15 protein-coding genes, 4 tRNA genes and 3 pseudogenes are annotated in these 22,236 nt (G+C 36.6%); 17 read left to right on the top strand and 5 right to left on the bottom strand.

What is annotated here, in order from left to right:
• Positions 1 to 325 precede the first annotated feature (325 nt).
• From V7083_RS15585 to rlmH, 13 genes are all read left to right on the top strand, one after another.
• A tRNA-Lys gene (locus V7083_RS15585) sits at positions 326 to 401 on the top strand.
• Between the two features lie 13 nt (positions 402 to 414).
• Positions 415 to 486, top strand: a tRNA-Glu gene (locus V7083_RS15580).
• Between the two features lie 66 nt (positions 487 to 552).
• Positions 553 to 629 (top strand) — tRNA-Asp (locus V7083_RS15575).
• A gap of 23 nt (positions 630 to 652) precedes the next feature.
• Positions 653 to 725 (top strand) — tRNA-Phe (locus tag V7083_RS15570).
• A 391-nt stretch (positions 726 to 1,116) separates the two neighbouring features.
• Positions 1,117 to 2,568, top strand: coding sequence for a M23 family metallopeptidase (locus tag V7083_RS15565; RefSeq protein WP_335479425.1), 1,452 nt, complete (start codon positions 1,117 to 1,119; stop codon positions 2,566 to 2,568).
• A 162-nt stretch (positions 2,569 to 2,730) separates the two neighbouring features.
• The gene (gene yycF / locus V7083_RS15560) at positions 2,731 to 3,441 is read left to right on the top strand and encodes a response regulator YycF (protein ID WP_335479423.1); all 711 of its coding nucleotides are present in this window, start codon (positions 2,731 to 2,733) and stop codon (positions 3,439 to 3,441) included.
• Positions 3,442 to 3,450: 9 nt separating this feature from the next.
• Positions 3,451 to 5,274, top strand: coding sequence for a cell wall metabolism sensor histidine kinase WalK (gene walK / locus V7083_RS15555; RefSeq protein ID WP_335479421.1), 1,824 nt, complete (start codon positions 3,451 to 3,453; stop codon positions 5,272 to 5,274).
• Complete coding sequence (locus V7083_RS15550; protein WP_335479419.1) at positions 5,271 to 6,593, top strand: YycH family regulatory protein; 1,323 nt, start codon at positions 5,271 to 5,273, stop codon at positions 6,591 to 6,593. Before walK ends, V7083_RS15550 begins: the two co-directional genes overlap by 4 nt.
• Positions 6,580 to 7,374, top strand: a complete 795-nt coding sequence (locus tag V7083_RS15545; RefSeq protein ID WP_335479417.1) for a two-component system regulatory protein YycI — start codon at positions 6,580 to 6,582, stop codon at positions 7,372 to 7,374. Before V7083_RS15550 ends, V7083_RS15545 begins: the two co-directional genes overlap by 14 nt.
• Positions 7,375 to 7,379: 5 nt before the next feature.
• Positions 7,380 to 8,174: an MBL fold metallo-hydrolase gene (locus tag V7083_RS15540; RefSeq protein ID WP_335479415.1), complete on the top strand. Its 795-nt coding sequence runs from the start codon at positions 7,380 to 7,382 to the stop codon at positions 8,172 to 8,174.
• Between the two features lie 180 nt (positions 8,175 to 8,354).
• A complete protein-coding gene (locus V7083_RS15535; protein WP_335479412.1) occupies positions 8,355 to 9,599 on the top strand; it encodes a S1C family serine protease in 1,245 nt (414 codons plus the stop codon).
• A gap of 143 nt (positions 9,600 to 9,742) precedes the next feature.
• Positions 9,743 to 9,901: a CxxH/CxxC protein gene (locus V7083_RS15530; RefSeq protein ID WP_335479410.1), complete on the top strand. Its 159-nt coding sequence runs from the start codon at positions 9,743 to 9,745 to the stop codon at positions 9,899 to 9,901.
• 101 nt (positions 9,902 to 10,002) lie between these two features.
• Positions 10,003 to 10,482 carry a 23S rRNA (pseudouridine(1915)-N(3))-methyltransferase RlmH gene (rlmH, locus tag V7083_RS15525; RefSeq protein WP_335479408.1) on the top strand — a complete coding sequence of 160 codons (480 nt, stop codon included), beginning with the start codon at positions 10,003 to 10,005 and terminating at the stop codon, positions 10,480 to 10,482.
• A gap of 137 nt (positions 10,483 to 10,619) precedes the next feature.
• Here rlmH and V7083_RS15520 read toward each other — a convergent pair whose 3' ends face one another.
• The 4 genes and pseudogenes from V7083_RS15520 to V7083_RS15505 form a co-directional block, all read right to left on the bottom strand.
• Complete coding sequence (locus tag V7083_RS15520; RefSeq protein WP_335479405.1) at positions 10,620 to 13,511, bottom strand: DEAD/DEAH box helicase; 2,892 nt, start codon at positions 13,509 to 13,511, stop codon at positions 10,620 to 10,622.
• A gap of 28 nt (positions 13,512 to 13,539) precedes the next feature.
• Entirely contained in the window at positions 13,540 to 13,938 is a 399-nt protein-coding gene (locus tag V7083_RS15515; RefSeq protein ID WP_335479403.1) for a (deoxy)nucleoside triphosphate pyrophosphohydrolase, read from the bottom strand.
• Between the two features lie 302 nt (positions 13,939 to 14,240).
• A pseudogene (locus tag V7083_RS15510) lies at positions 14,241 to 14,425 on the bottom strand (IS4 family transposase); the annotation flags it as partial.
• A gap of 204 nt (positions 14,426 to 14,629) precedes the next feature.
• A pseudogene (locus V7083_RS15505) lies at positions 14,630 to 14,793 on the bottom strand (pyridoxal 5'-phosphate synthase lyase subunit PdxS); the annotation flags it as partial.
• An 860-nt stretch (positions 14,794 to 15,653) separates the two neighbouring features.
• Here V7083_RS15505 and V7083_RS15500 point away from each other — a divergent pair.
• The 4 genes and pseudogenes from V7083_RS15500 to V7083_RS15485 form a co-directional block, all read left to right on the top strand.
• Positions 15,654 to 15,797 (top strand): annotated as a pseudogene (locus V7083_RS15500) (hypothetical protein); the annotation flags it as partial.
• Between the two features lie 46 nt (positions 15,798 to 15,843).
• On the top strand, positions 15,844 to 17,301 hold the full coding sequence (locus tag V7083_RS15495) for an amino acid permease (protein WP_335479401.1): 1,458 nt from the start codon (positions 15,844 to 15,846) through the stop codon (positions 17,299 to 17,301).
• A gap of 97 nt (positions 17,302 to 17,398) precedes the next feature.
• Positions 17,399 to 19,312, top strand: a complete 1,914-nt coding sequence (gene tdc / locus V7083_RS15490; protein ID WP_335479399.1) for a tyrosine decarboxylase — start codon at positions 17,399 to 17,401, stop codon at positions 19,310 to 19,312.
• A 134-nt stretch (positions 19,313 to 19,446) separates the two neighbouring features.
• Positions 19,447 to 20,832, top strand: coding sequence for a Na+/H+ antiporter NhaC family protein (locus V7083_RS15485; RefSeq protein ID WP_335479396.1), 1,386 nt, complete (start codon positions 19,447 to 19,449; stop codon positions 20,830 to 20,832).
• Positions 20,833 to 20,913: 81 nt separating this feature from the next.
• Here the strand turns inward: V7083_RS15485 and tyrS are convergent, their stop codons facing one another.
• Positions 20,914 to 22,179 carry a tyrosine--tRNA ligase gene (tyrS, locus tag V7083_RS15480; RefSeq protein WP_335479394.1) on the bottom strand — a complete coding sequence of 422 codons (1,266 nt, stop codon included), beginning with the start codon at positions 22,177 to 22,179 and terminating at the stop codon, positions 20,914 to 20,916.
• Between the last annotated feature and the right edge of the window lie 57 nt (positions 22,180 to 22,236).

Raw genomic sequence — 22,236 nt, 5'->3', positions numbered from 1 at the left:
GTTCCTGAAAAAGCAGTTGCAGTATGAAAAGAGGAATATAGAGGGTCTCTACGTTCCCGAAAAAGCAGTTACAGTGTGAAAAGGAGGAATATAGAGGGTCTCTACGTTCCTGAAAAAGCAGTTTAAAAAAACATAGTAGATTAAATTACTTTAAAAAAAAGTAATGCGAGAAGGAAGACTGCAGAGCCATAATTCCCCCTAAGATAACATCTGAAAAACCTTAAACGTCTTCTAAAATTAAATTTTTTTAAAAAACTATTGCCATAAACATAGGATCCATGATATTATAAAAAACGTCGCCACGATAGGGCGGCAAAAATAGTACGAGCCATTAGCTCAGTTGGTAGAGCATCTGACTTTTAATCAGAGGGTCGAAGGTTCGAGTCCTTCATGGCTCACCATTTTCATAAAAATGGCCCCTTGGTCAAGCGGTTAAGACACCGCCCTTTCACGGCGGTAACACGGGTTCGAATCCCGTAGGGGTCATCGGCATTTGATGGTCGGCAAGTAGCCGGCAAGGACGGCTTCCTTGCTGACTGTCATTAATTATTTGGTCTGGTAGTTCAGTTGGTTAGAATGCCTGCCTGTCACGCAGGAGGTCGCGGGTTCGAGTCCCGTCCAGACCGCCACTATACATAAAAAACAAAGATATGGCTCAGTAGCTCAGTCGGTAGAGCAAAGGACTGAAAATCCTTGTGTCGGCGGTTCGATTCCGTCCTGAGCCATCTAAAAAAAGAAGCCCGTAAATTATGCAGGCTTCTTTTTTGCATCCGCCCCCGTAACGCAGATGTAATAAAACCCCCTTTTTTTTACAAACCACTGCTAAACTTGTCCTATTTTGTAATGTTGATTCCTATTACTCTAGTACTAGTGTGAACCTTGATATGATAAGGATTTTACCCTATTTATTTTGAATTTTTTAAGGGTTTTATAACTAACAAATGTAACAAGAATGTAGGAAAATGTCAGCAATTATACATTTGTGTTACATTACAGCAACTAGTATTTATTTTGAAGAAAACTATGATAAATTATAAAAGGACTAAAATTCTGGATAATCCTAATATAGTAATTTTAATAGTTTAAGAGGGATATACCGTGGTTTAGGAGGAATAAATGTTTTTTTTAAATAAGGCTTCAAAGTCAAAAAAGTTTTTAATGCTGAAAACAACCGCTGCAACTGTATTAGCTGCATCTGTTGTTGCGTTCAGTAATGGACCGGTTGCTTTGGCAACTTCGTCCAAAACGACTACCATCTATCATGTTTATCTTAATGGTACATATATAGGAAATGTTACCGATAAAGAAGCAGTCAATCAAGTTGTATCTGAAAAAGTAAATTCAATGAAAAAATCCTTAAATGGGTTGGATTTCAATTTTGGATCGCAGGTACAATTTGTACCTGAGCGAGTTTTCCAAACTGCCGTTAATAACCAAGAAACTTTGGAAACGCTTAAAAATACACTTGAGTTAAAGGCTGAGGCAGCCGCTATTGTTATTGACGGCAAGCCGGTCGTATATGTGGATAGTAAAAAGACAGCTGATGATGTCATTCATAAGTTAGAATTACAATATGTTACGGAAGATCAATTACATGAGTTAGAAGCCAAAAAGTCAGATGATGCTGCAGATTTAACACCGCTGCAAGAAAATCAAACTCGTTTGTTAGATGTTCATCTATCTAAAGAGGTTTCGATTGAAGAAAATAATGTAGCGCCAGACAAAATTCTTTCACTTGATGAAGCAGCCACTTATTTACAAAAAGGGACACTTGAACAAAAGGCATATACCGTTAAGGAAGGCGATGTGCTTGAAACGATTGCTTCTCAAAATGGATTAACCGTAGATAAAATCTTAACGCTAAATCCTGGTTTAACAGCAGACAGCCTGTTACACATTGGCCAACAATTAAATATTACCATTCTAACTCCATATGTTGATGTAATTGTAGAAAAAGAGGTTAACCAACGTGAAGGTCTTCCGTTCGCCCAACAAGTGGTTGAAGATGCATCTATGCCTAAGGGTGAAACAAGAGTCCAACAGGAAGGACAAAATGGGGAGCGTTTGGCAACTTACAAAATTTCTGAACAAAATGGGATGACCATAAAGAAGGATCAAACATCGGAACAAATCTTAAAACAGCCTGTTAATAATATTATTATAAAAGGTACAAAAGAGATACCGTCTCGCGGGGAAGGGAACTTTGCCTGGCCGACAGTTGGCGGTTATGTTTCTAGTGAAATGGGCTATCGCTGGGGAAAAATGCATAAGGGAATTGATATTGCACGCCCTAGCAACAAAGCCATTCTAGCAGCTGATAACGGTGTTGTTGTTTCTGCAGGATTTACGAGTGATGGGTATGGTAATAAGGTGATCATTGATCATGGAAATGGATTTCGTACCTTATATGGTCATATGTCCTCTTTAAATGTCCACGTTGGACAGACGGTTTCAAAGGGTTCACAGATTGGAATTATGGGAGCAACCGGGGATGCTACAGGCGTCCACTTACACTTTGAAGTATATAAGAACGGTAGCCTGGAAAACCCACTTTCCTATTTACGATAAAATAAAAGTCCCTAGTTTTTACGACTAGGGGCTTTTTTGCCTTTTCTAGATGACAAATACTTGAAATAGGTGAATTTCGACGTGAACAGTGGTAAAGTAAAATAGAATAGGTATGACCTCTAGCGGCTTCTGAATTAAATTTTTTGAAAAAGGAGCAATGGTATGGAAAAGAAAATTCTTGTTGTTGATGATGAAAAACCAATTGCTGATATCTTACAGTTTAATCTAAAAAAAGAAGGCTACGATGTTTATTGTGCCTATGATGGGAACGAAGCATTGCGTTTGGTAGAAGAGATTCAGCCTGATTTAATTTTATTAGATATTATGCTTCCTTTAAAAGATGGTATGGAAGTGTGCCGGGAAGTTAGAAAAAAATATGAAATGCCGATTATTATGTTGACCGCAAAGGATTCAGAAATTGATAAGGTCCTTGGACTTGAGTTAGGCGCTGATGATTACGTAACGAAGCCATTCAGTACAAGAGAATTAATTGCTAGAGTAAAGGCAAATTTGCGCCGCCACCAGCAAATCACTACACAACCGGATGAAGAGAATGATACCAATGAAGTTGAAATTGGTTCGCTTGTTATTCATCCAGATGCTTATATCGTTTCCAAGCGTGGTGAAACCATTGAGTTGACACACCGCGAATTTGAATTGTTATATTATTTGGCCAAGCATATCGGTCAGGTGATGACCAGAGAACATTTATTGCAAACAGTGTGGGGCTACGATTATTACGGAGATGTTCGAACAGTGGATGTAACTGTCAGACGGCTTCGAGAGAAAATTGAGGATAGTCCAAGCCATCCCGCATGGATTGTAACACGTCGCGGGGTAGGATATTATTTGCGAAATCCTGAACAGGAGTAATTTTTTAAAATGAAAAAAGTTGGTTTCTTTCGCTCCATACACGTTAAATTTGTCATTATATATGTCCTGCTTCTTCTTGTTGCGATGCAAATTATCGGTGTTTATTTTGTCAGACAGTTGGAAGAAACGTTAAGGACCAATTTTCAAACTTCGTTAAAAGAACGTGTGAACTTGTTAGCTTACAATGTTCGGGAGGAAATGGAGAAGCAAAGAGCACCCGAGGACCCTTCACTTGAGGAGGATATAAAAAAAATCCTCAGAGATTTTGATGCCGGGGATATTTCTGAAGTAAGGGTAATTGAAAATCGTTCCCTTAAAATTTTAGGCACTTCATTGCCTGGAAATCAGGCAATGGTTGGACAACGGACAACAGAATTGAGAATCAAACAATCTATGGTGTTGGAAGAAGACCAAAGTGCGATTCTGATTGATAAAACCGGTCATCGAACCTGGGTCCTCTCCACCCCAATAAAGTCCGGCAAAAAAGTGATTGGTGCCATTTATCTTGTCGCAAAGGTTGAAAGTGTTTTTGAACAAATGAAAACGATCAATCGAATATTTGCAACGGGGACGGCTATTGCGCTCTCGATTACTGCTTTATTGGGAATTTTACTGGCTCAAACGATTACAAGACCGATTGCCGACATGAAGAAACAGGCAATGGCTATGGCAAAGGGAAACTTCTCGCGTAAGGTTAAAGTCTATGGGAATGACGAAATCGGAACGCTTGCTGTTGCGTTTAACAATTTAACGAAAAAGCTGCAGGAAGCTCAAGCGATGACCGAAGGAGAACGCAGAAAGCTCTCCTCTGTTCTTTCCTATATGACTGACGGCGTAATTGCAACGGACCGAAGAGGCCGAGTCATTTTGATCAATGAGCCTGCAGCCGAAATGTTGAATGTTTCACGTGAAACAGTCCTGTCCCAACCGATTGTTTCGCTGCTTGATTTAGATGATACCAATACATTTGAAGACCTTTTGGAAGAGTCTGATTCATTAATTTTGGATTATAGTACGAAGAAGGAAAAATACATTCTTCGCGCTAATTTTTCTGTCATCCAAAAAGAAACTGGCTTTGTCAATGGCCTTATTTGTGTCCTTCATGATATTACCGAACAGGAAAAGGTTGATGCAGAACGGAGAGAATTTGTCGCAAATGTTTCCCATGAATTGAGAACTCCATTGACAACGATGCGCAGTTATCTTGAGGCACTAGTCGATGGAGCCTGGAAGGATGAAGAAATCGCTCCGAACTTTTTAGATGTCACGAGAACAGAAACCGAGCGAATGATCCGTCTCGTTAACGACTTATTGACACTCTCAAAAATGGATAGTACCGATTATCGAATGAAGGTGGAATGGGTTAATTTTGTTGATTTCTATCATCGAATTATTGACCGCTTTGAGGTCGCAAAAGAACAAAATGTAACGTTTAAACGGGTGTTACCGGATGATGTGATTTTTGTTGAAATCGATGAGGATAAAATGACTCAAGTTCTCTACAATATTATTTCTAATGCCTTGAAATATTCACCTGAGGGCGGAACTGTTACATTTTCAATTGAAATAAAAGAAAGAGTTATATTTGTCAGTGTTTCGGACCAAGGAGTGGGAATTCCAAAAGAGAGCGTGGGAAAAATATTTGACCGTTTTTATCGAGTTGATAAAGCACGGGCGAGAAAAATGGGTGGAACAGGTTTAGGTCTGGCGATTGCCAAGGAAATTATTCATGCCCATGGAGGGAACATTTGGGCAACTAGCGAAGAGGGAAAAGGCACGACCATTTCTTTTGCTTTGCCATATGAGCCTACTGAAGAGGATGAATGGTCATGAAATATGAAAATAGCAAATCGATTATTTTAACCATTTTGGTGCTCATCAGCATCTTTTTGACATGGAACCTTTGGACCTATCAGCCCAATTATGAAGAACTGGATAGCAGTCCGAATGTGGCTGAAGTTACGTTAAGTGAAAAGCAGGAAGTGCAAAAAATAATCCGTCCTGATCGTGTACTTTATCATGTTAAGGACGAGCACTATGGTACGAATAATACCGATGAACTGGACAAGCTTGTGAGAGAAATGAGCAAGTGGTCCTTTATGGATGTGAAAAATCACACTGATAAAGTCGGTAAGCTTAATGATATTTCACATGAAGCAGGAAATGTTGAGATTATGTTTCCCGGAGAGGTTCCTATTGAATTATATCGGAGTGTCTTAAAGATTGAACAAAAGAAGATACCTGCCTTTAACTTTAATCGGATTATTATTAATGTTGCCCTTTCCGGAAACGAAAGTGGGATTGTTTATTTTATTTCCACAGAAAATCAGCAGGTGTATATGAGTCATATATCGGCAGCAAATATTAGTGCTTTAAATCGTGATTTTTTCAAAAATGCAACTCGGCTTCCGAAGTATTTTGCTTATAATGCATCCAGTAATCGAACGATTTTCCTGCCTGAGGAAGAAACAGAAATGATGACCTATAAATATTTGCCAAAAACTCTTAATTCTGAGGAATTTAAAGAGGCTCTTTTCAGTGACCCAAGCTTTGTCCAAAAAAGTCTTCTGCCTCAAGGTGAAGAATATAATAATGACTCTAGTAAAATGACGATTAACTACAATACGAATATGCTCTCTTATGTCAACCCGACGGCAGATGATGATTATATAGACAGTTCCTATGGCCTTGTAAAGAGGAGTATTGATTTTGTCAATGAGCACGGAGGTTGGACGGATCCATTTCGTTATGTGTCTAAGAACGATTACCATAGTAACGTGATATTCCGTCTATATACCAATGACGGCTATCCGGTCTTTAATCCTAACGGTCTTTCTGAAATAGCAGAGGTTTGGGGAAGAAATGAGATTAGCAGTTACGTCCGTCCCAACATAGAACTAGAGCTGCGACTTACCGCTGAAATGCAAAAAGTGTCACGCCCCTCTGGCCATGATGCCTTGAAATTCTTGCAAAATAAGAAGAACTTTAAGCCTGAGTTGCTGGAAGATTTAGTGTTAGGTTATCGAATGGAAGTGGATTCGCAAGAAAGCAAAGTAATCCTCTTAGAACCGGCCTGGTTCTATCGCTATGATAAAACATGGGGACAGATTACGATGGAAGATCTGGGGGGATTAAAGCATGGATTGGAGTAAGATAAAAACCATTTTTATCCTTACGTTTTTAATTTTAGATGTGTATTTGCTGTTTCAATTCATGAAAATCCGTGATGCCAATAAGTATGAAGTGATAACAGAAACCTCCTTTGAGGAAAAATTGAAAAATGATGAAATTCAATATATAGACCTTCCTAAAACACAGATTAAGGCACAATACTTAAGTGCAAAAGCAAAGGTCTTTTCTAAGTCAGACTTAGCCAAGGTAAAGGGAGAAGTCATTACTAAGGATGATGGGACAACCCTGCTCGTTACGTTAGAAAAGCCCTATCAGATTAGTGAAAAATTTGAGCCGGCGGAGCTGACTAATTTTCTAAAGGGCAATGTGCCTTATGGCGATCATTATCAGTATTGGGAGAAAAGTGATAAAAAGAACACGATCACGTATTATCAGCATTATGAAAATTTCCCTTTATTTAAAAATATTAGCGGGATGATTACTTTTACATTAAATGCTGATCATCAAATTGTTTCCTATCAACAAACCTATTTAGATGAAGTTCAAAAATTGGCATCCAAAGAAGAAATCCTTCCTCCATTGAAGGCTATTGAAACCTTGTACCAAAAGGGTGAACTTAAACCAAAAAGCAAAATAACCAAGGTGGAGCTTGGCTATTCGACATTGATTAAGTTATCAGCATCTAAAGTGCTGGCACCAACCTGGCACTTTGTGGTGAACGATAAGGATGACCTTTTTGTTAATGCCTTTGAGGGCCAAATTATCCAATTTAACAGTGATGAAAAAATAAGTGTGGAGTGAATAGAATGTCATTACGATATAGTATCCTGGCAAGTGGGAGTACAGGGAATGCTCTTTATGTAGAATCAGACGAACACTCCTTTTTAGTCGATGCCGGGTTTAGCGGAAAGCAAATGGAACTGCTTTTTCAACAAATTGACCGTGATATCAGTAAGCTGTCAGGCATTTTTGTCACCCACGAGCACAGCGATCATATTAAAGGGGTAGGAATTCTTGCCCGTAAATACAAATTGCCCGTGTTTGCAAATGAAAAAACATGGCATGCGATGGAAAACTTAGTGGGTGCCGTTCCCACTGAGCAAAAATTCGTTTTTAATACGGAAACGGTGAAGAGCTTCGGATCGGTGGAGATTGAATCCTTTGGCGTTTCTCATGACGCAGCTGAGCCAATGTTTTATGTCTTCCATCATGCGGGAAAAAAGCTGGTCTTGATTACAGATACAGGTTATGTGAGCGATCGAATGAAAGGAATTATTTCAAACGCGGATGTATACGTGTTTGAATCCAATCATGATGTCCAAATGCTGAGGATGGGAAGATACCCTTGGAACATCAAACGAAGAATTTTAAGCGATGTCGGCCATGTTTCTAATGAAGATGCGGCATTAGCCATGAGTGATGTCGTTGGAGATAATACGAAACGAATCTATCTTGCGCACTTGAGTCTTGATAATAATATGAAAGACTTGGCGCGTATGGCCGTATCACAAACCCTTCAAAGCCGAGGGATAATGGTTGGAGAGCAATTTGATCTTTGTGATACAGATCCTAAAATACCAACGATCCTAACAGCCGTATAAAAAAGTGAGGCGCTCTTTTACTAGAGTGCCTCACTTTTTTATGAAAAAAATATGAACAAAGTTGGAACATTTATAGAACAGTCTCACTTATTTTTTTAATTATTTGTAAATAGAGTATAATTGAAAATATAAGCCAAAATAAAACGTAGCAATGGTTTTAAAAGAGAGGATTGGTGTAAATTGGGTTACTATGACGATCATTCACCGAATCGCTATCGAGATCAAAAGGGCAATAGAGGCGGAGTCATAATGGGTGGCTTAGTTGGGGGCATTATTGGAGCTATCCTTATGGTCATTGCGATCCCGTCCTTATCCAACAGCGGTGTACTTCCCTATAAAACAGAACCTAATCAAAGTGCTGCACCGGAGGTAAATAACAATACAGATACTAGTAAACAAAATGTTGTTCAAAAACAAGTTTCGTATAACGTAAAAACCGATACAACTACAGCCATCAATAATGTGGCAGATGCGGTTGTTGGCATTACGAACATTCAAGCTGCACGATCCAGCTTTTGGTCCGATAACAACCAGGGTTCTGGAGAAGAAGAAGCAGGAACAGGATCAGGTGTTATTTATAAAACTTCAGGCAATCACGCCTTCGTTGTAACCAATCACCACGTCGTAGAGGGAGCTACTAGACTGGAGGTTAGTCTTTCAGATGGAACCAAGATCCCGGCGACCCTTCTTGGTAGTGATGTCTGGACAGATTTAGCCGTTCTTGAGGTGGATGCCAGCAAGATTAAAAAAGTAGCGGAATTTGGTGATTCTGACAGCTTAAAAACGGGCGAACCCGTTATTGCAATTGGCAACCCGCTTGGACCTACTTTCTCAGGATCGGTCACCCAAGGAATCATTTCCGGTCTGAAACGGACCATTCCTGTTGATATTGACCAAGATGGAGTGGTTGATTGGCAATCAGAAGTGCTACAAACGGATGCAGCCATTAATCCTGGCAATAGCGGCGGAGCCTTAATCAATTTGGCTGGACAAGTAATCGGCATTAATTCCATGAAAATTGCTCAAGAGGCAGTTGAGGGAATAGGTCTTTCGATTCCGATTAATTCTGCAAAACCTATTATTAATGACCTTGAGAAGTACGGTACGGTTAAGCGTCCATATATGGGAGTAGATTTAAAATCAGTTGAAGAAATTCCGCAATATTATCAGCAGGAAGCATTAAAGCTCCCAAGTAATGTTACAAAAGGCGTAGCCATTCGCCAAGTAGTAACAGGTTCACCTGCTGCCTTGGCAGGATTAAAGGAACTAGATGTCATTGTGGAAATGGACGGACAGAAAATCAATGATGTAATAGATCTAAGAAAGCACTTATACCAAGAAAAGAAAATTGGGGATAAAATGAAGATTAAATTTTATCGAGATGGCAAGCTGAAAGAGACCAGTTTGACTCTTACTGGGGGATAAAGTTCAATAGTAAAAGGCAAAACAGGAAGGTATCCAGTTACTATCCTGTTTTTTTAATGGTATGATGGATAGAGTTTGCGAAGAATGACTGGTAAAATAATAGTCAAAACTAGTATAAAAATGATAGTAGAAGGTGAAGAAACTTGATTTATTGCTGTGAAGAACACGTGGAACTTGCTTTAGATGTCATTGTACATGAACATGAAACATTCCCCGTATTGGAAAAAGTAGATGTGGATAACTTATCAACAAGCTGTGAATATTGTCGAAATAACGCAGTATATGTTGTGGCGAACAAATGATTCCATACAAAATGTGGACAAAAAATGTGAATATGTGGATAACTTCTGTGGATATCTTGTTCGTAAGCTGTTTGTAATCAAATTTTAAAGGGCTGTGGATTGTGAATATCTCAATAATTACGGTTGGTAAATTAAAAGAAAAGTATTTAAAGCAAGGCATTGATGAGTATTTAAAAAGATTAACGGCATATGCAAAGGTGGAGATGATTGAGGTCGCGGATGAGAAGGCACCGGAAGAACTTAGTGAAGCGGAAATGCTGCAGGTAAAGCAAAAAGAGGGCGAGCGGATTCTATCTAAGATTAGTTCGGATGCTCATGTCATTGCACTGGCGATCCAAGGAAAAATGCAATCCTCCGAGGAATTGGCCGATACCCTAGATAAACTTGCTACATATGGAAAAAGTAAAGTAGCCTTTGTGATCGGCGGATCTTTGGGGCTGAGTGAGGAAGTACTGAAGCGGTCAAATGAACAGCTTTCTTTTTCGCGAATGACCTTTCCTCATCAGCTGATGAGATTGATTTTGGTAGAGCAGGTTTATCGGGCTTTTCGGATTAATAAGAATGAACCGTATCATAAGTAAATGAGGATTAGGTTTTACCAAATAAATATTATTAGACAGGATAATATAAAATGTTTAAATATAATGGAGTGAGCAATTGGCTCACTCCATTATTATAATTACTTAACAATTTATGCCTTCCAGTTTATAGTTAACTATTATTCTTCTACTAAATAATGATAAATATCATACTGCACAGGCTGTTCTAGTACTAAATTCATTGTAACGACTGAAAGATGATTTCCTTTTCCATCAGGCATGGTTTCATTTCTTATACTATCTTCGGCAATGTCCACTTGGCCCAGGTAATAAAAATCTGTGCCTTCGCCGTCATCTTTTTTCGTAAATAGATGAATTTTCATTCCTGACTCTTTATAGGATGTGATGTTCTTTACTTCAATGGAACCCAGTGTTAAACGATTACGAGTGAACCATCTGAATAGCTCGGGTGATAAAAATTCATCTCCATAAGCTTGACTTGTTTCAACTTCATCCTTTTTATGGTACGTAACAAAGATTGGACAAGTGTTATGTTTTGCTCGGTACCCATAAATGGTTGATGCATCATCATGCGGCCAGTTTAATAATCGACAAGCATCTCTACGGGAATATTTCTCAAATAACGTCAATGCTTTTGTTTTATCATATTTTTCATTTTTTAAATAAGCGCATTTTACAATATCCTCAATATAACTTTTAAAATTTGAATCTCTCAAACTCTCTTGAATTTCCACATTAAATTGATAGTGTTCATCAACGACTTCGATAATTGGCCTAGATTTATATTTTTTCACATCATTTTGAACATGGAATCCTAGTGAGAACATGTTTTCAACGGATTGAATTGTTGCATCGTCTACATAGGTACCGAATTCTTTTAACTTTTGAATGAATGATTTTCTAGAAATTGATTCATAGGTAAGTAGCGTTTCAATTAAAAGAATTTCGTGTATGCGCTTTCCACTCAAAAACTCTTTTGAAAACATTTCTAAAACAGATTGTTCATATTCAGTGAGAGAAGGAATTGACTCTTTCATTTTCAATTTAAAATTATAGTATGTATCTGAATAGCCTACGATTACTTCAGGGTCGATTGAGTCTTGCTCAATAAAGTCAAAGAGGGTAGGAATTCGACCTAAACGATTTTTCATTTCTGAATAAGCATCCCGTAATGTTTTTAATGTCGATAAATTAGTATTGTTAATAGCATCAAAAATCTTCTTTTTGGCAATTTCCTCAAAGTTTATCGTGGACACGCCTTGTATATAGTCTGTATTTACAGTTTTTCGGCGGACGTTATCTTTGTTCATGGTTTGGTCACCAGAAAGGGCAATTGGAATTAGATAGTTATTTTTATAGTTTCCGATAAAATCAATAATTGCCACATATTCTTTAGAATCGTGTTTACGCAGACCGCGACCAAGCTGTTGTATAAAGATAATGCTCGATTGGGTTTGGCGGAGCATTACGATTTGATTTAAGAATGGAATATCAATTCCTTCGTTAAAAATATCAACCGTTAAAATGTATTCGAGTTCTCCATTATACAATTTGCGAATTGCTTCTTCGCGTTCTTCTTGTGAGTTGTCACCAGTTAATCCAATCGTTTTTAAACCTTTATGGTTTAAAGCAGTTGAAAGTTCATGAGCTTCCTCCTTTGAACTACAAAACATTAATCCCCGACAACAATCACCTGAATATCCATAGTAATTAATCTTCTCAATAATGTGTTTTACACGTTCAGAGGATACTAATTTCCGAAGTTCTGTTGCATCATCAATGGTTTCTCCATCTTTTTCATAGTCTAAAACACCAAAATAATGGAATGGGCAGAGCATTTCTTCTTCAAGGGCTGCTTGTAGGCGGATTTCATACGCGATATTGTAATCAAACAACTCATAAATGTTGAATCTGTCAGTTCGTTCAGGTGTTGCGGTCATACCAAGTAAAAACTGCGGATTAAAGTAATTAATAATTTTCAAATAAGTTTCAGCACCTGCTTTATGTACTTCATCTATCAACACATAATCAAACTGATCCTTCGCAAATTGCTGAAGGTAGCCATCTCTTGAAATTGTTTGGATCGTTGCAAATAAGTATTTAGCATGAATATCTTTTGAGGTACCGGAAAGAATGCCGAAATCATCTTCATGCCCACCGAGAATTCTTCGATAATCTTGCATCGCTTTCTTTAAGATTTGTTCACGGTGAACAATAAATAGCATTTTGCCAGGAGCAAAGTTTCGAACATCAAAAGCAGATAAATACGTTTTACCTGTACCTGTTGCAGAGATAATTAATCCTTTTTTAGCGCCAGTTGCACGAAGTGCCTTCAATTGTTCGAGCGCAGTCTTCTGCATTTTATTTGGTTGAATTGCTAAGCTATCAGCAAGAGCATTTGTTAAATATTCAGCATTTATTTCAAGCGCATTCGAAGAAGTATGCTTAACAAAAGGTTGTAGATCAAAAAGTTGTTTGTAATTAGCAATCCATTCTTCCTTTAAAGGAATTGCTTCATCCCAAGCATCTTCAAATTGATTTTTAAAATGGTTAATAATTTCTCCATTTTCTAATGAAGTTAAAAATACATTCCATTCATAGTTTGCTTTTAATGCACTGTCTGTTAAATTAGAGCTTCCGACAATCAATGAGTAGTAGTCTTGATGTTCAAAAATATATCCTTTTGAATGAAACCCCTTTTCACTAGTTACGCGGACTTCAACATTATCAAGTTTTAGAAGCTCCTTAAACATTTTCGGCTGATTAAAATTTAGAAATGTTGAAGTTAAAATGCGCCCATTTATCCCTTTTTGATTTAGGTCGTAAAGCATTGTTTTTAAGGTTGCTAAACCACCTTCAGTAATAAAGGCGACAGAAAAGATAAATGTTTTACATGTTTTTAATTCTTGAAGTAATGTAGATAGGACAGTTTCATGATGTTTGTTTGTTAAAAGTTTGGGTTTAAATTGAGTAGAGACTGGTTTGTTTTGATCGATAAACCCTTTGTATAGGGAGTTTTCGATTTTTCGAATAAGTTGCTGCTGCTCCATTTTAATTCACATCATTTCCTTCGGATTCTCATATTTCTTCCTTCGCAATCTTCTTCACCGCAGGGATATCTGCAGGGGCGAAATTCAGTTTTGTAATTTCGTCCCGTGTAACCCATTTCGTAGCAGCATGTTCTAATGCTTTAGGTTGTCCATTTATTAGTTCTGCTTTGAAGGTTTCAAGTCGTACAATTACGTTTTCATATTCATACACTGTATCTTCTACTTTTGGACCTACTTTAATCGAGCAGGAAAATTCCTCTTGAATTTCACGTTCTAACGCTTGTTCAGGTGTTTCTCCATCTTCAATTTTACCACCTGGGAATTCCCAATAATTTGCCAAGGACATTTTTGGGCTTCTTAACGCACAAAAGATTTCATATTTTTTATTTTCGATAATAGCACCAACGACGTGGACAGCTTTTTTCATAATAGATCCCCTTTATTCTATTTTTTAAACTAAGTTTAGCTTATTTTAGTAAAGGAGTTAAGTAAAGAAAATATAGTTAAAGAATTATTCGAGGTAGCCATATGGGGGAATTTGTCATAAAAAACCTCACTTTGTTCTAACACGGTGAACCGTACCACAAATGATAGTAAACCGGAAGTTTGTAATTATTGTATTAGATGTTAGTACTATAAAATAGTCACCTAGTATATACGTTTAAGATATCCCGATATTTTTAAGGAAACAAGTTAAATAGCTATAACCATTCGAGCAAATTTCCAATAGGTGAGTTGATCTGTGTTGCAGCGGTTCGCCATGACAGAACAAAGTATCTAGAAAACACAATGGTTGTATTGCTATTAAAAAAGTTATATGACATACCTTGGAATTCCTTTTGTAGACGCAATAAAGATTTGGTTGTCTTAAATAAGACCTCAATATCCCAACGCATTCTGTAGATTCGAGCTACAATAGCCGCATTCTTTAACATACTTATTTAGATGGATAATACCGTATGTATTTATCACACTTGCATTCCCGTATTTTAAGAAAAAGCGGAAATAAAAAAGCTATTTATCGTATATAAAACGCAATTGAGTGCAAATTTTGGGAAATGGATTGTTGTTCTGACAGAGGGGCTTGCAAATTTCTTTAGGTCATACAGCCAGCTTTAGCCGGCAGCACGGATATCAGATGGAACGCGCTCTAATGCCATAACAGCCACAGCCCGGCTTCCTCCGCAATTTTAGCTTGCTCCGCATTGACAACGTCCATAATAACGCCGCCTTTTTGCATTTCTGCCATTCCACGTTCAACACGATCTGTTCCTGTTTCCATTCAAAAAGCCCCCTCGTGTTTTTAACAATATTTACCTATATCTTACGGAATCCAAGGGAATTGTTTTAATTCAGTTAGTATCTACATACGTAATTCCAATAAACAACAAAAGGGACTTCTGTCAAGGCATAACAGGTGCTCTAATTGTGAGCAAAAATTGAATGAAATGGCTATAGGGTATGGATTACGAATGTTTCGTAACATGTTTTTTATTGATATATATAAATTCAGCGAAATATAACATGGTAATTCTTTCACTAATTAAAACATTAGCATAATTACAATTTGAGTCTTAACATTCTTATTCTGCTTGTTGGTTTGGCAAATCAAAGTGAAAAGCTAGACCGAAAAAACAAAGGAATGAATTCCTCTTTATACTGTTTCAAAATCTTATGATTGTATGTTTTCTAACGATTCGACGAGAAAAGAGAAAGCTTCATAAATTTACTGATTCCCTCGAATGTTCACAATTATAAAACTCATGAACATTTAATTACATTTTTTTTACTACTTTGTTAACAATCATATTTATTTAATAAACCAATCTTGTTTTGTATTGAATTTGTGATAGTATTTGATTGTGATTAGTTTGAAATACAAAACTAGGTTTAATATTTTATACTGATTAAAGATAGTAATAGAATATGGTAGTAATCTGTTTGAAATACAAAACCAAGTTTAATATTTTGTACTAATCCATGCATTTATATATACTATCTAAGCATTTTCAATTAATAAGGCAGGTGAATTAACACTTTAAAAACTCTTACAAATTATTTTCAAAGGTAACATTATGATATTTACAGAGTGAATAAGAACACACCATGGAATTATAGGAGGAGTGATTTTCCTTTTCAGAGGATGAATGGAATACTGTAGGAAAAGTGACAGTGCTTTGTACGGCAGTATTGACACCATATATGAATACGAAGGAAACCTCTGAAGAATTTTTCAAAAAAAATAAAGATGAGATTTCAAAGAAATTATGTAAAATTTTCAATTAATGTTGATATGGATAGATATTACTAGATATTAAGAGGTGGATTTCACATGAATGCTTCAAATAAATTAAGCCAGATACAACTTGGCACATTTATCGGGATGACTTGCGCCCTTGTGGCAAGTATTCGTAATATTACCAATGTTGCTGCAGCTGGGTGGACCATGTTTATTTATATGGGTATCGCCATTGTTTTGTATGCTCTACCACTAACTTTCATTTCTGGAGAATATGCTGGTATGTTTCCCGAAGATGGCGGCCCTGAATTGTGGGTTACAAGCGCATTGGGAAAAAAATGGGGATTTGTTACTTCGTGGTTATTGTGGGTGCAAATGTTCCCCGGCATGGTTATGGTTGGATCTGTTTTAGGTCCGATGTTTGCTGTTTCGATAGGTGTACCCGGATTAGCATCAAATAATATATTTACATTATCGAGTATTTTAGTAATTTATTGGATTGTTACCCTTTTGAATCTTAGATTTGATATGGCTAAAATTGGTGGAAGAATTGGAATGTGGCTTGGACTATATATTCCAGTTGTGGCAATGTTTATCCTAGGTGTTGGTGCTTTATTTAAGGTTGGTATTCAACATACTGGTCAACTAGGTCACTTTAGTCCGATGCTATTATTTCCAAATTCCCAGACATATTCAACCTTGCCAAATTTAATTCCTATTATGTTTATTTTTACTGGAATTGAAATGGCATCTGTGTATATGACTCGATTGAAGAACCCAGTAAAAACTTATCTAAAAGGTACTTTTATTGCGTTACTTTTTATGGCTCTATTTAATGTAGTAAATGGTTTGCTTTTGGCGAATGTTATCACTGGTAATGTTCAACTGAATAATATTGCACAAGGATTTGGAGAGTGTGTAAAAATTCTTGGTTTACCAAGTATTTTGACAAATATTTTTGGCATTATGGTGTTTATTGGTGTCATCTTTCAGCTTTCAGCTTGGGCGACTGGTCCATCAAAAACCATCACAGAATCAGCACGTCGAGGTTTGTATCCGCCAAAATTTGGTTTCTGGAAGAAAAATAAAATGGGTGTATCAGTTAACGTTCTGATTACTCAAGCTGCATTTATTTCTCTTTTTGCATTACTGTATTTGTTGGTTCCAGCTGCTAACACGGCCTTTCTTCTATTGACAAGTGCGACGGCCATTATGTATAACGCAGTTTATATAATTATGGGCGTTGGAATTTTGCATTTGCGTAGAACATCTCCAGCCCAGAACCGCCCATTTAGAATTGGCGGTAAAGGAAACGGATTAATTTGGTTGGCCGTCCTAATATTTGTTGCTACAACTGTTGGTGCAACGGTAGCATCATTACTTACAGGTTCAGTGGTCGGTGCAATTAGTCAGTTGATAATTGCCGGAGTTCTTATTATTGCTCCGCTAGTGGTATACGCTAGACGCAAGGAATCATGGAAGACTGAGATTGAATTACAATTAAGTGGAACAGGTTCGGCTGAGGAAGAAAATTATGAGAAGGCTATGTAGTTTTAATAAAATCTAATCTTTACGGGATCTTACTATAATTCAGAGCAATATTTTCAAAATGTGAATAATTTAATTAATGCAGTAAGGAGAGGTAAATATGAACAATATAAATTTAAAAGCACTATTCTTAGGCGGCCATGGTGAAAATGTCGATTTTTTCAAGGAAACATTATTAAAAATGATTGATGACCATGTTGGTTGGCGCCAAAACTATCAACCTCAGGATATGCCAATCATCACACCACAAGATAGAAGATCCGAAAGCTTCCAAGGAACACTTGATAGAACTCGTAATGTATTCAGTGAGTTATCTGCGAAATTGCGTGCTAATTCAGTGCCTTGGCATTCTTTACGATACTGGGGTCATATGAATTCTGAAACATTACTTCCTTCGATCATGGCATATACCTATGCAATGTTATGGAATGGAAACAACGTAGCATATGAATCTTCTCCAGGTACTTCTCAAATGGAAGAAGAAGTAGGTTTAGACTTTACAAAACTTATGGGTTATAAACAAGGACAAAGCTGGGGACATATTTGTGCCGATGGAACAGTTGCTAACACTGAAGGACTTTGGTATGCCCGTAACATTAAATCTATTCCATTTGCATTCAAAGAAGTTGCACCTGAATTAGTTGCAGGTAAGAGTGAATGGGAATTATTAAATATGTCTGTTAAAGAAATCTTAGACCTTATGGGTCAAATTCCTGAAAAAATTGAGGATATTAAAGCTCACTCTGCTAGAAGCGGCAAACATATTGAGAAACTTGGTAAATGGATTATTCCACAAACCAAACACTATTCTTGGGTTAAAGCTGCTGATATCGTTGGTATCGGCCATGAAAATGTAGAAGAAATCGATATTGATAAAAATTATCGTATGGATATTGATAAATTAGAAGCAAAAATCCGTGAATTTGCTGAAAAGCGTATTCCAATTCTTGGTGTAGTAGGTGTAGTAGGTACTACTGAAGAAGGTCAAGTAGACCGAATTGATAAAATCATAGAACTTCGCGACAAGTTTGCAAAAGAAGGTATTCACTTCTATGTTCACGTAGACTCAGCTTATGGTAGCTATGCACGTTCTATTTTCCTTGACGAAGATTATAACTTTATTGATTATGACAAGATCGATGAGTATTTCGATAAATATGAAGTTTTCACTGAAAAGAATGAATGGTTGACAGAAGACATTTATAATTCTTTTAAAGCTATGAGCGAAGCAGATTCCATTACTATTGACCCCCATAAGATGGGATATATTCCTTATTCAGCTGGTGGTATTGCGATTAAGGATATTAGAATGCGTGACGTTATCTCTTACTTTGCAACATATGTTTTTGAAAAAGGTGCAGATATTCCTGCATTACTTGGAGCATATATGCTTGAAGGTTCTAAAGCAGGTGCAACTGCAGCAGCTGTTTGGACAGCTCACAGAGTATTACCATTAAATATTTCTGGTTATGGAAAATTGATTGGTGCAAGCATTGAAGGGGCATATAGATTCTATAACTTCATGAACAACAAAGAGTTTATGATCGGGGATAAGACAGTTGTTTGTCACACCTTAACAAAACCTGACTTCAATATGGTTGACTATGTATTCAATGAAAAAGGAAACACAAACTTAGTAGAAATGAATGAATTTAATAAACAATTCTATGATTATGCTTCCTTCTCTAAAGGCGGATTATATAACAACAAATTCCTTACTTCTCATACTGACTTTGCTGTTCCTGACTATGGCCACAGTCCATTACCATTTGTTCAAAGTCTTGGATTTAGTAGAGCAGAGTGGGATGTAGCTCAAAAAGTAACGATTCTAAGGGCTTGTGCTTTATCTCCATATGCTCGTGATAAAAAAGTATTTGATGAATATGCACAAAAGATTGAACAAGCAATTCAAGAAAAATTAGAAGCAATTTACAGTGACAAGCAAGAAGAAGAAATTTACAAAAAATTATTTAAAGAAATCAACCAAGAAGAAAAAGAATTGGTTTTTATCTAAAAAGAAATATTGTTACCTTTCTTTGAATTAAAGTCTTAGTAGAACATAATAGGACACATCCGAATAAAATCTCCCCATAATTATCAATAAGGATGTGTCCAATTAATTATTTAAAAGTAGAGAAGGTAATTAAAATGAGAAATGATACAACGTTGATAGAAAGTGTTTTTCTATTGAGTGTCTTATTAGCGATATTTGGGATTTGTATTATTGGCTTAGGAATGCCCCCGCAAATTCCAATTTTAATCATAATAGGTGTAGTAATAATATTTGGAAAAATCAAAGGTGCTTCTTGGGATATCATTCATAAAGGAATAGAAAATGGAATTAAACCAGGATTAATCCCAATTTTTATCTTTATGTTAATAGGTGCCTTAGTAAGTGTTTGGATTGCCAGTGGGACAATACCAACAATTATGATATATGGATTTAAAATCTTATCTGCGCAACTATTCTTGCCTTCCGTATTTATTATTAGTCTGATCGTAGGTGTCGTTGTAAGTTCATTTACAACAGTTTCAACAGTAGGAATTGCTCTTTCAGGTATGGGGCAATTTATGGGATTTGATCCCGCAATAACTGTAGGAGCTATTGTTTCAGGTGCTTATCTAGGACATAATATCTCACCATTAGCAGATACTACCAGTCTGGCCTCTGCCATTGCCGAGGTTGATATGTTTGAACACATTGCAAATTTGATGAAGACAGCTATCCCTACTATTATAATTTCTTTAGTCTTCTTCATGTTTTTTGGACATTCAAGTAATGGAGCAACAGGAAGTAGTATTAGTCAATTAGTAAATACACTCTCTTCAACTTTTCATATTTCTTTAATCACATTATTACCTGTATTGGTTATGTTTATATTTTCATGGAAAAAAATACCAGCTATTCCCACTTTACTTGTTAGTATCGCTGTTTCAATTGGAATTATTTACTTGTATCATCCGCATTATAGCTTTATTGATCTGGGAAATTTAATTCAGGATGGTTACGTTTCAAAGACTGGTGTGAAAGGTGTTGACACCTTATTAACCCGTGGCGGAATTCAAAGTATGATGTGGTCTGTTTCCCTTATTTTCTTAGCTTTATCCTTAGGTGGATTGCTAGTTGAATTAAAAGTAATTGACACACTCATAACAAGTATAAGTACTGTAGTTGATACAAAAGGGAAATTAATCCTAACAACAACTTTAAGCTGCATCGGTGTAAATATTATGGTAGGTGAACAATATTTATCGATGATTTTACCAGGCAGGGCCTTTAAATCTCAATACGATGCTATTCATGTGCAGCCAAAGGAGCTTTCCAGTGTTTTGGCAAATGCAGGTGCAGCAATCAATCCACTTATTCCTTGGGGAGTTAGTGGTGTATTTATAAAAGGGACCTTGGGTGTATCTACGATAAATTACTTACCATTTACTATCTCTTGTATTGTTGCTTTTCTTATTAATATTATTCTTGGTTTTATGAAGTTAAAGAAGAAAGACAACTATGACTTAATGGAAAAGGCATCATAATCGTTTATAACAGATTTAAATTGGGCACCAGAAATTTCTGGTGCCTTTTTATTAGGTTGAAATCCCGGGTTAAAGTTTGTTTTAATCAACTAATTTTACTAAACTGTTGTACTTTTTACCTTTGCGAACGATAATAAATTTTCCTCCAATAGCATTATTAATTGATATAATTGCATTGGTATCATTCATCCGATCGCCATTTATCGAAATAGCACCGTTACTAATATCTTCGCGGGCTTGACGTTTGGATGGCTCAAGGCCTATATCTACAAGCCAATCGATAATATTTTTTGGTTCTTTTGATGCACGGAATGTAGGCATGTTCTTAAAACCGATCTCAATTTCATCTGCTGTCAATGATTTAATATCTCCGCTGAATAAGGCATCTGAAATTTTGATAACTTGGTCTAATAAATCCATTCCATGAACAAATTTTGTGACTTCGAATGCCAGCACTTTTTGCGCCCAGCGTTTATGTGGTTCCGTTTTTACCTTTATTTCTAGTCCATCAATTTCCTCTTTAGTCAAGAACGTAAATAGTTTTAAAAGCTTAATAACGTCCTTATCATCCGTATTCAACCAAAATTGGTAGAATTCAAATGGAGTTGTTTTTTCCGCATCCAGCCAAACGGCTCCGCCAGCTGTTTTACCAAATTTTGTACCATCTGCTTTCAATAGTAATGGGATGGTTGAACCGAATGCTTTTGCATCCCAACCTTCTTTTTTGTGGATGAAATCAATTCCAGCTGTAATATTTCCCCATTGATCGCTTCCGCCTATTTGGAGCTGTACATCCTCTTCTTTGAAAAGATGATGGAAATCTAATGATTGAAGTATTTGGTATGAAAACTCTGTAAAAGATATACCTCCATCTAAACGGCTGGAAACAACATCCTTGGCTAACATATTATTAATACTAAAATGTTTACCGTAATCACGTAAAAAATCAATGATATTGATTTTATGAGTCCAATCATAGTTATTTACGAATTGCACTGGATTATCACTACCGTCGGAATCCAATAATTTTTTCAATTGTTTTGTTAACTTATCAACATTATGTTGTACCATTTCTAATGTTTGTAATTGACGTTCTGTTTTACGTCCACTTGGATCTCCAATTGTTCCTGTAGCCCCTCCAATTAAAATAACAGGATGATGGCCGCATAATTGGAATCGTTTCATCATAATGAAAGGTATTAAATGTCCAATATGCATGCTATCTCCAGTTGGATCTATGCCACAGTAGAGCTTTATCGATTTCTCTTCTACCAGCTTGCGTATACCTTCAGGATCAGTTTGTTGATTAATTGCGCCACGCCATTCTAATTCGTCAATAATATTCATGTTTACTCACTCCTTTTTGTAATATAAAAAAACGTCCCTATGTCTAATAATAGACAC

The sequence above is a fragment of the Bacillus sp. JJ1764 genome (assembly GCF_036962145.1).
GTDB lineage: Bacteria > Bacillota > Bacilli > Bacillales > Cytobacillaceae > Neobacillus.
Note: the sequence above shows the minus strand (reverse complement) of the source record. Positions and strands in the feature narration are given on the sequence as shown.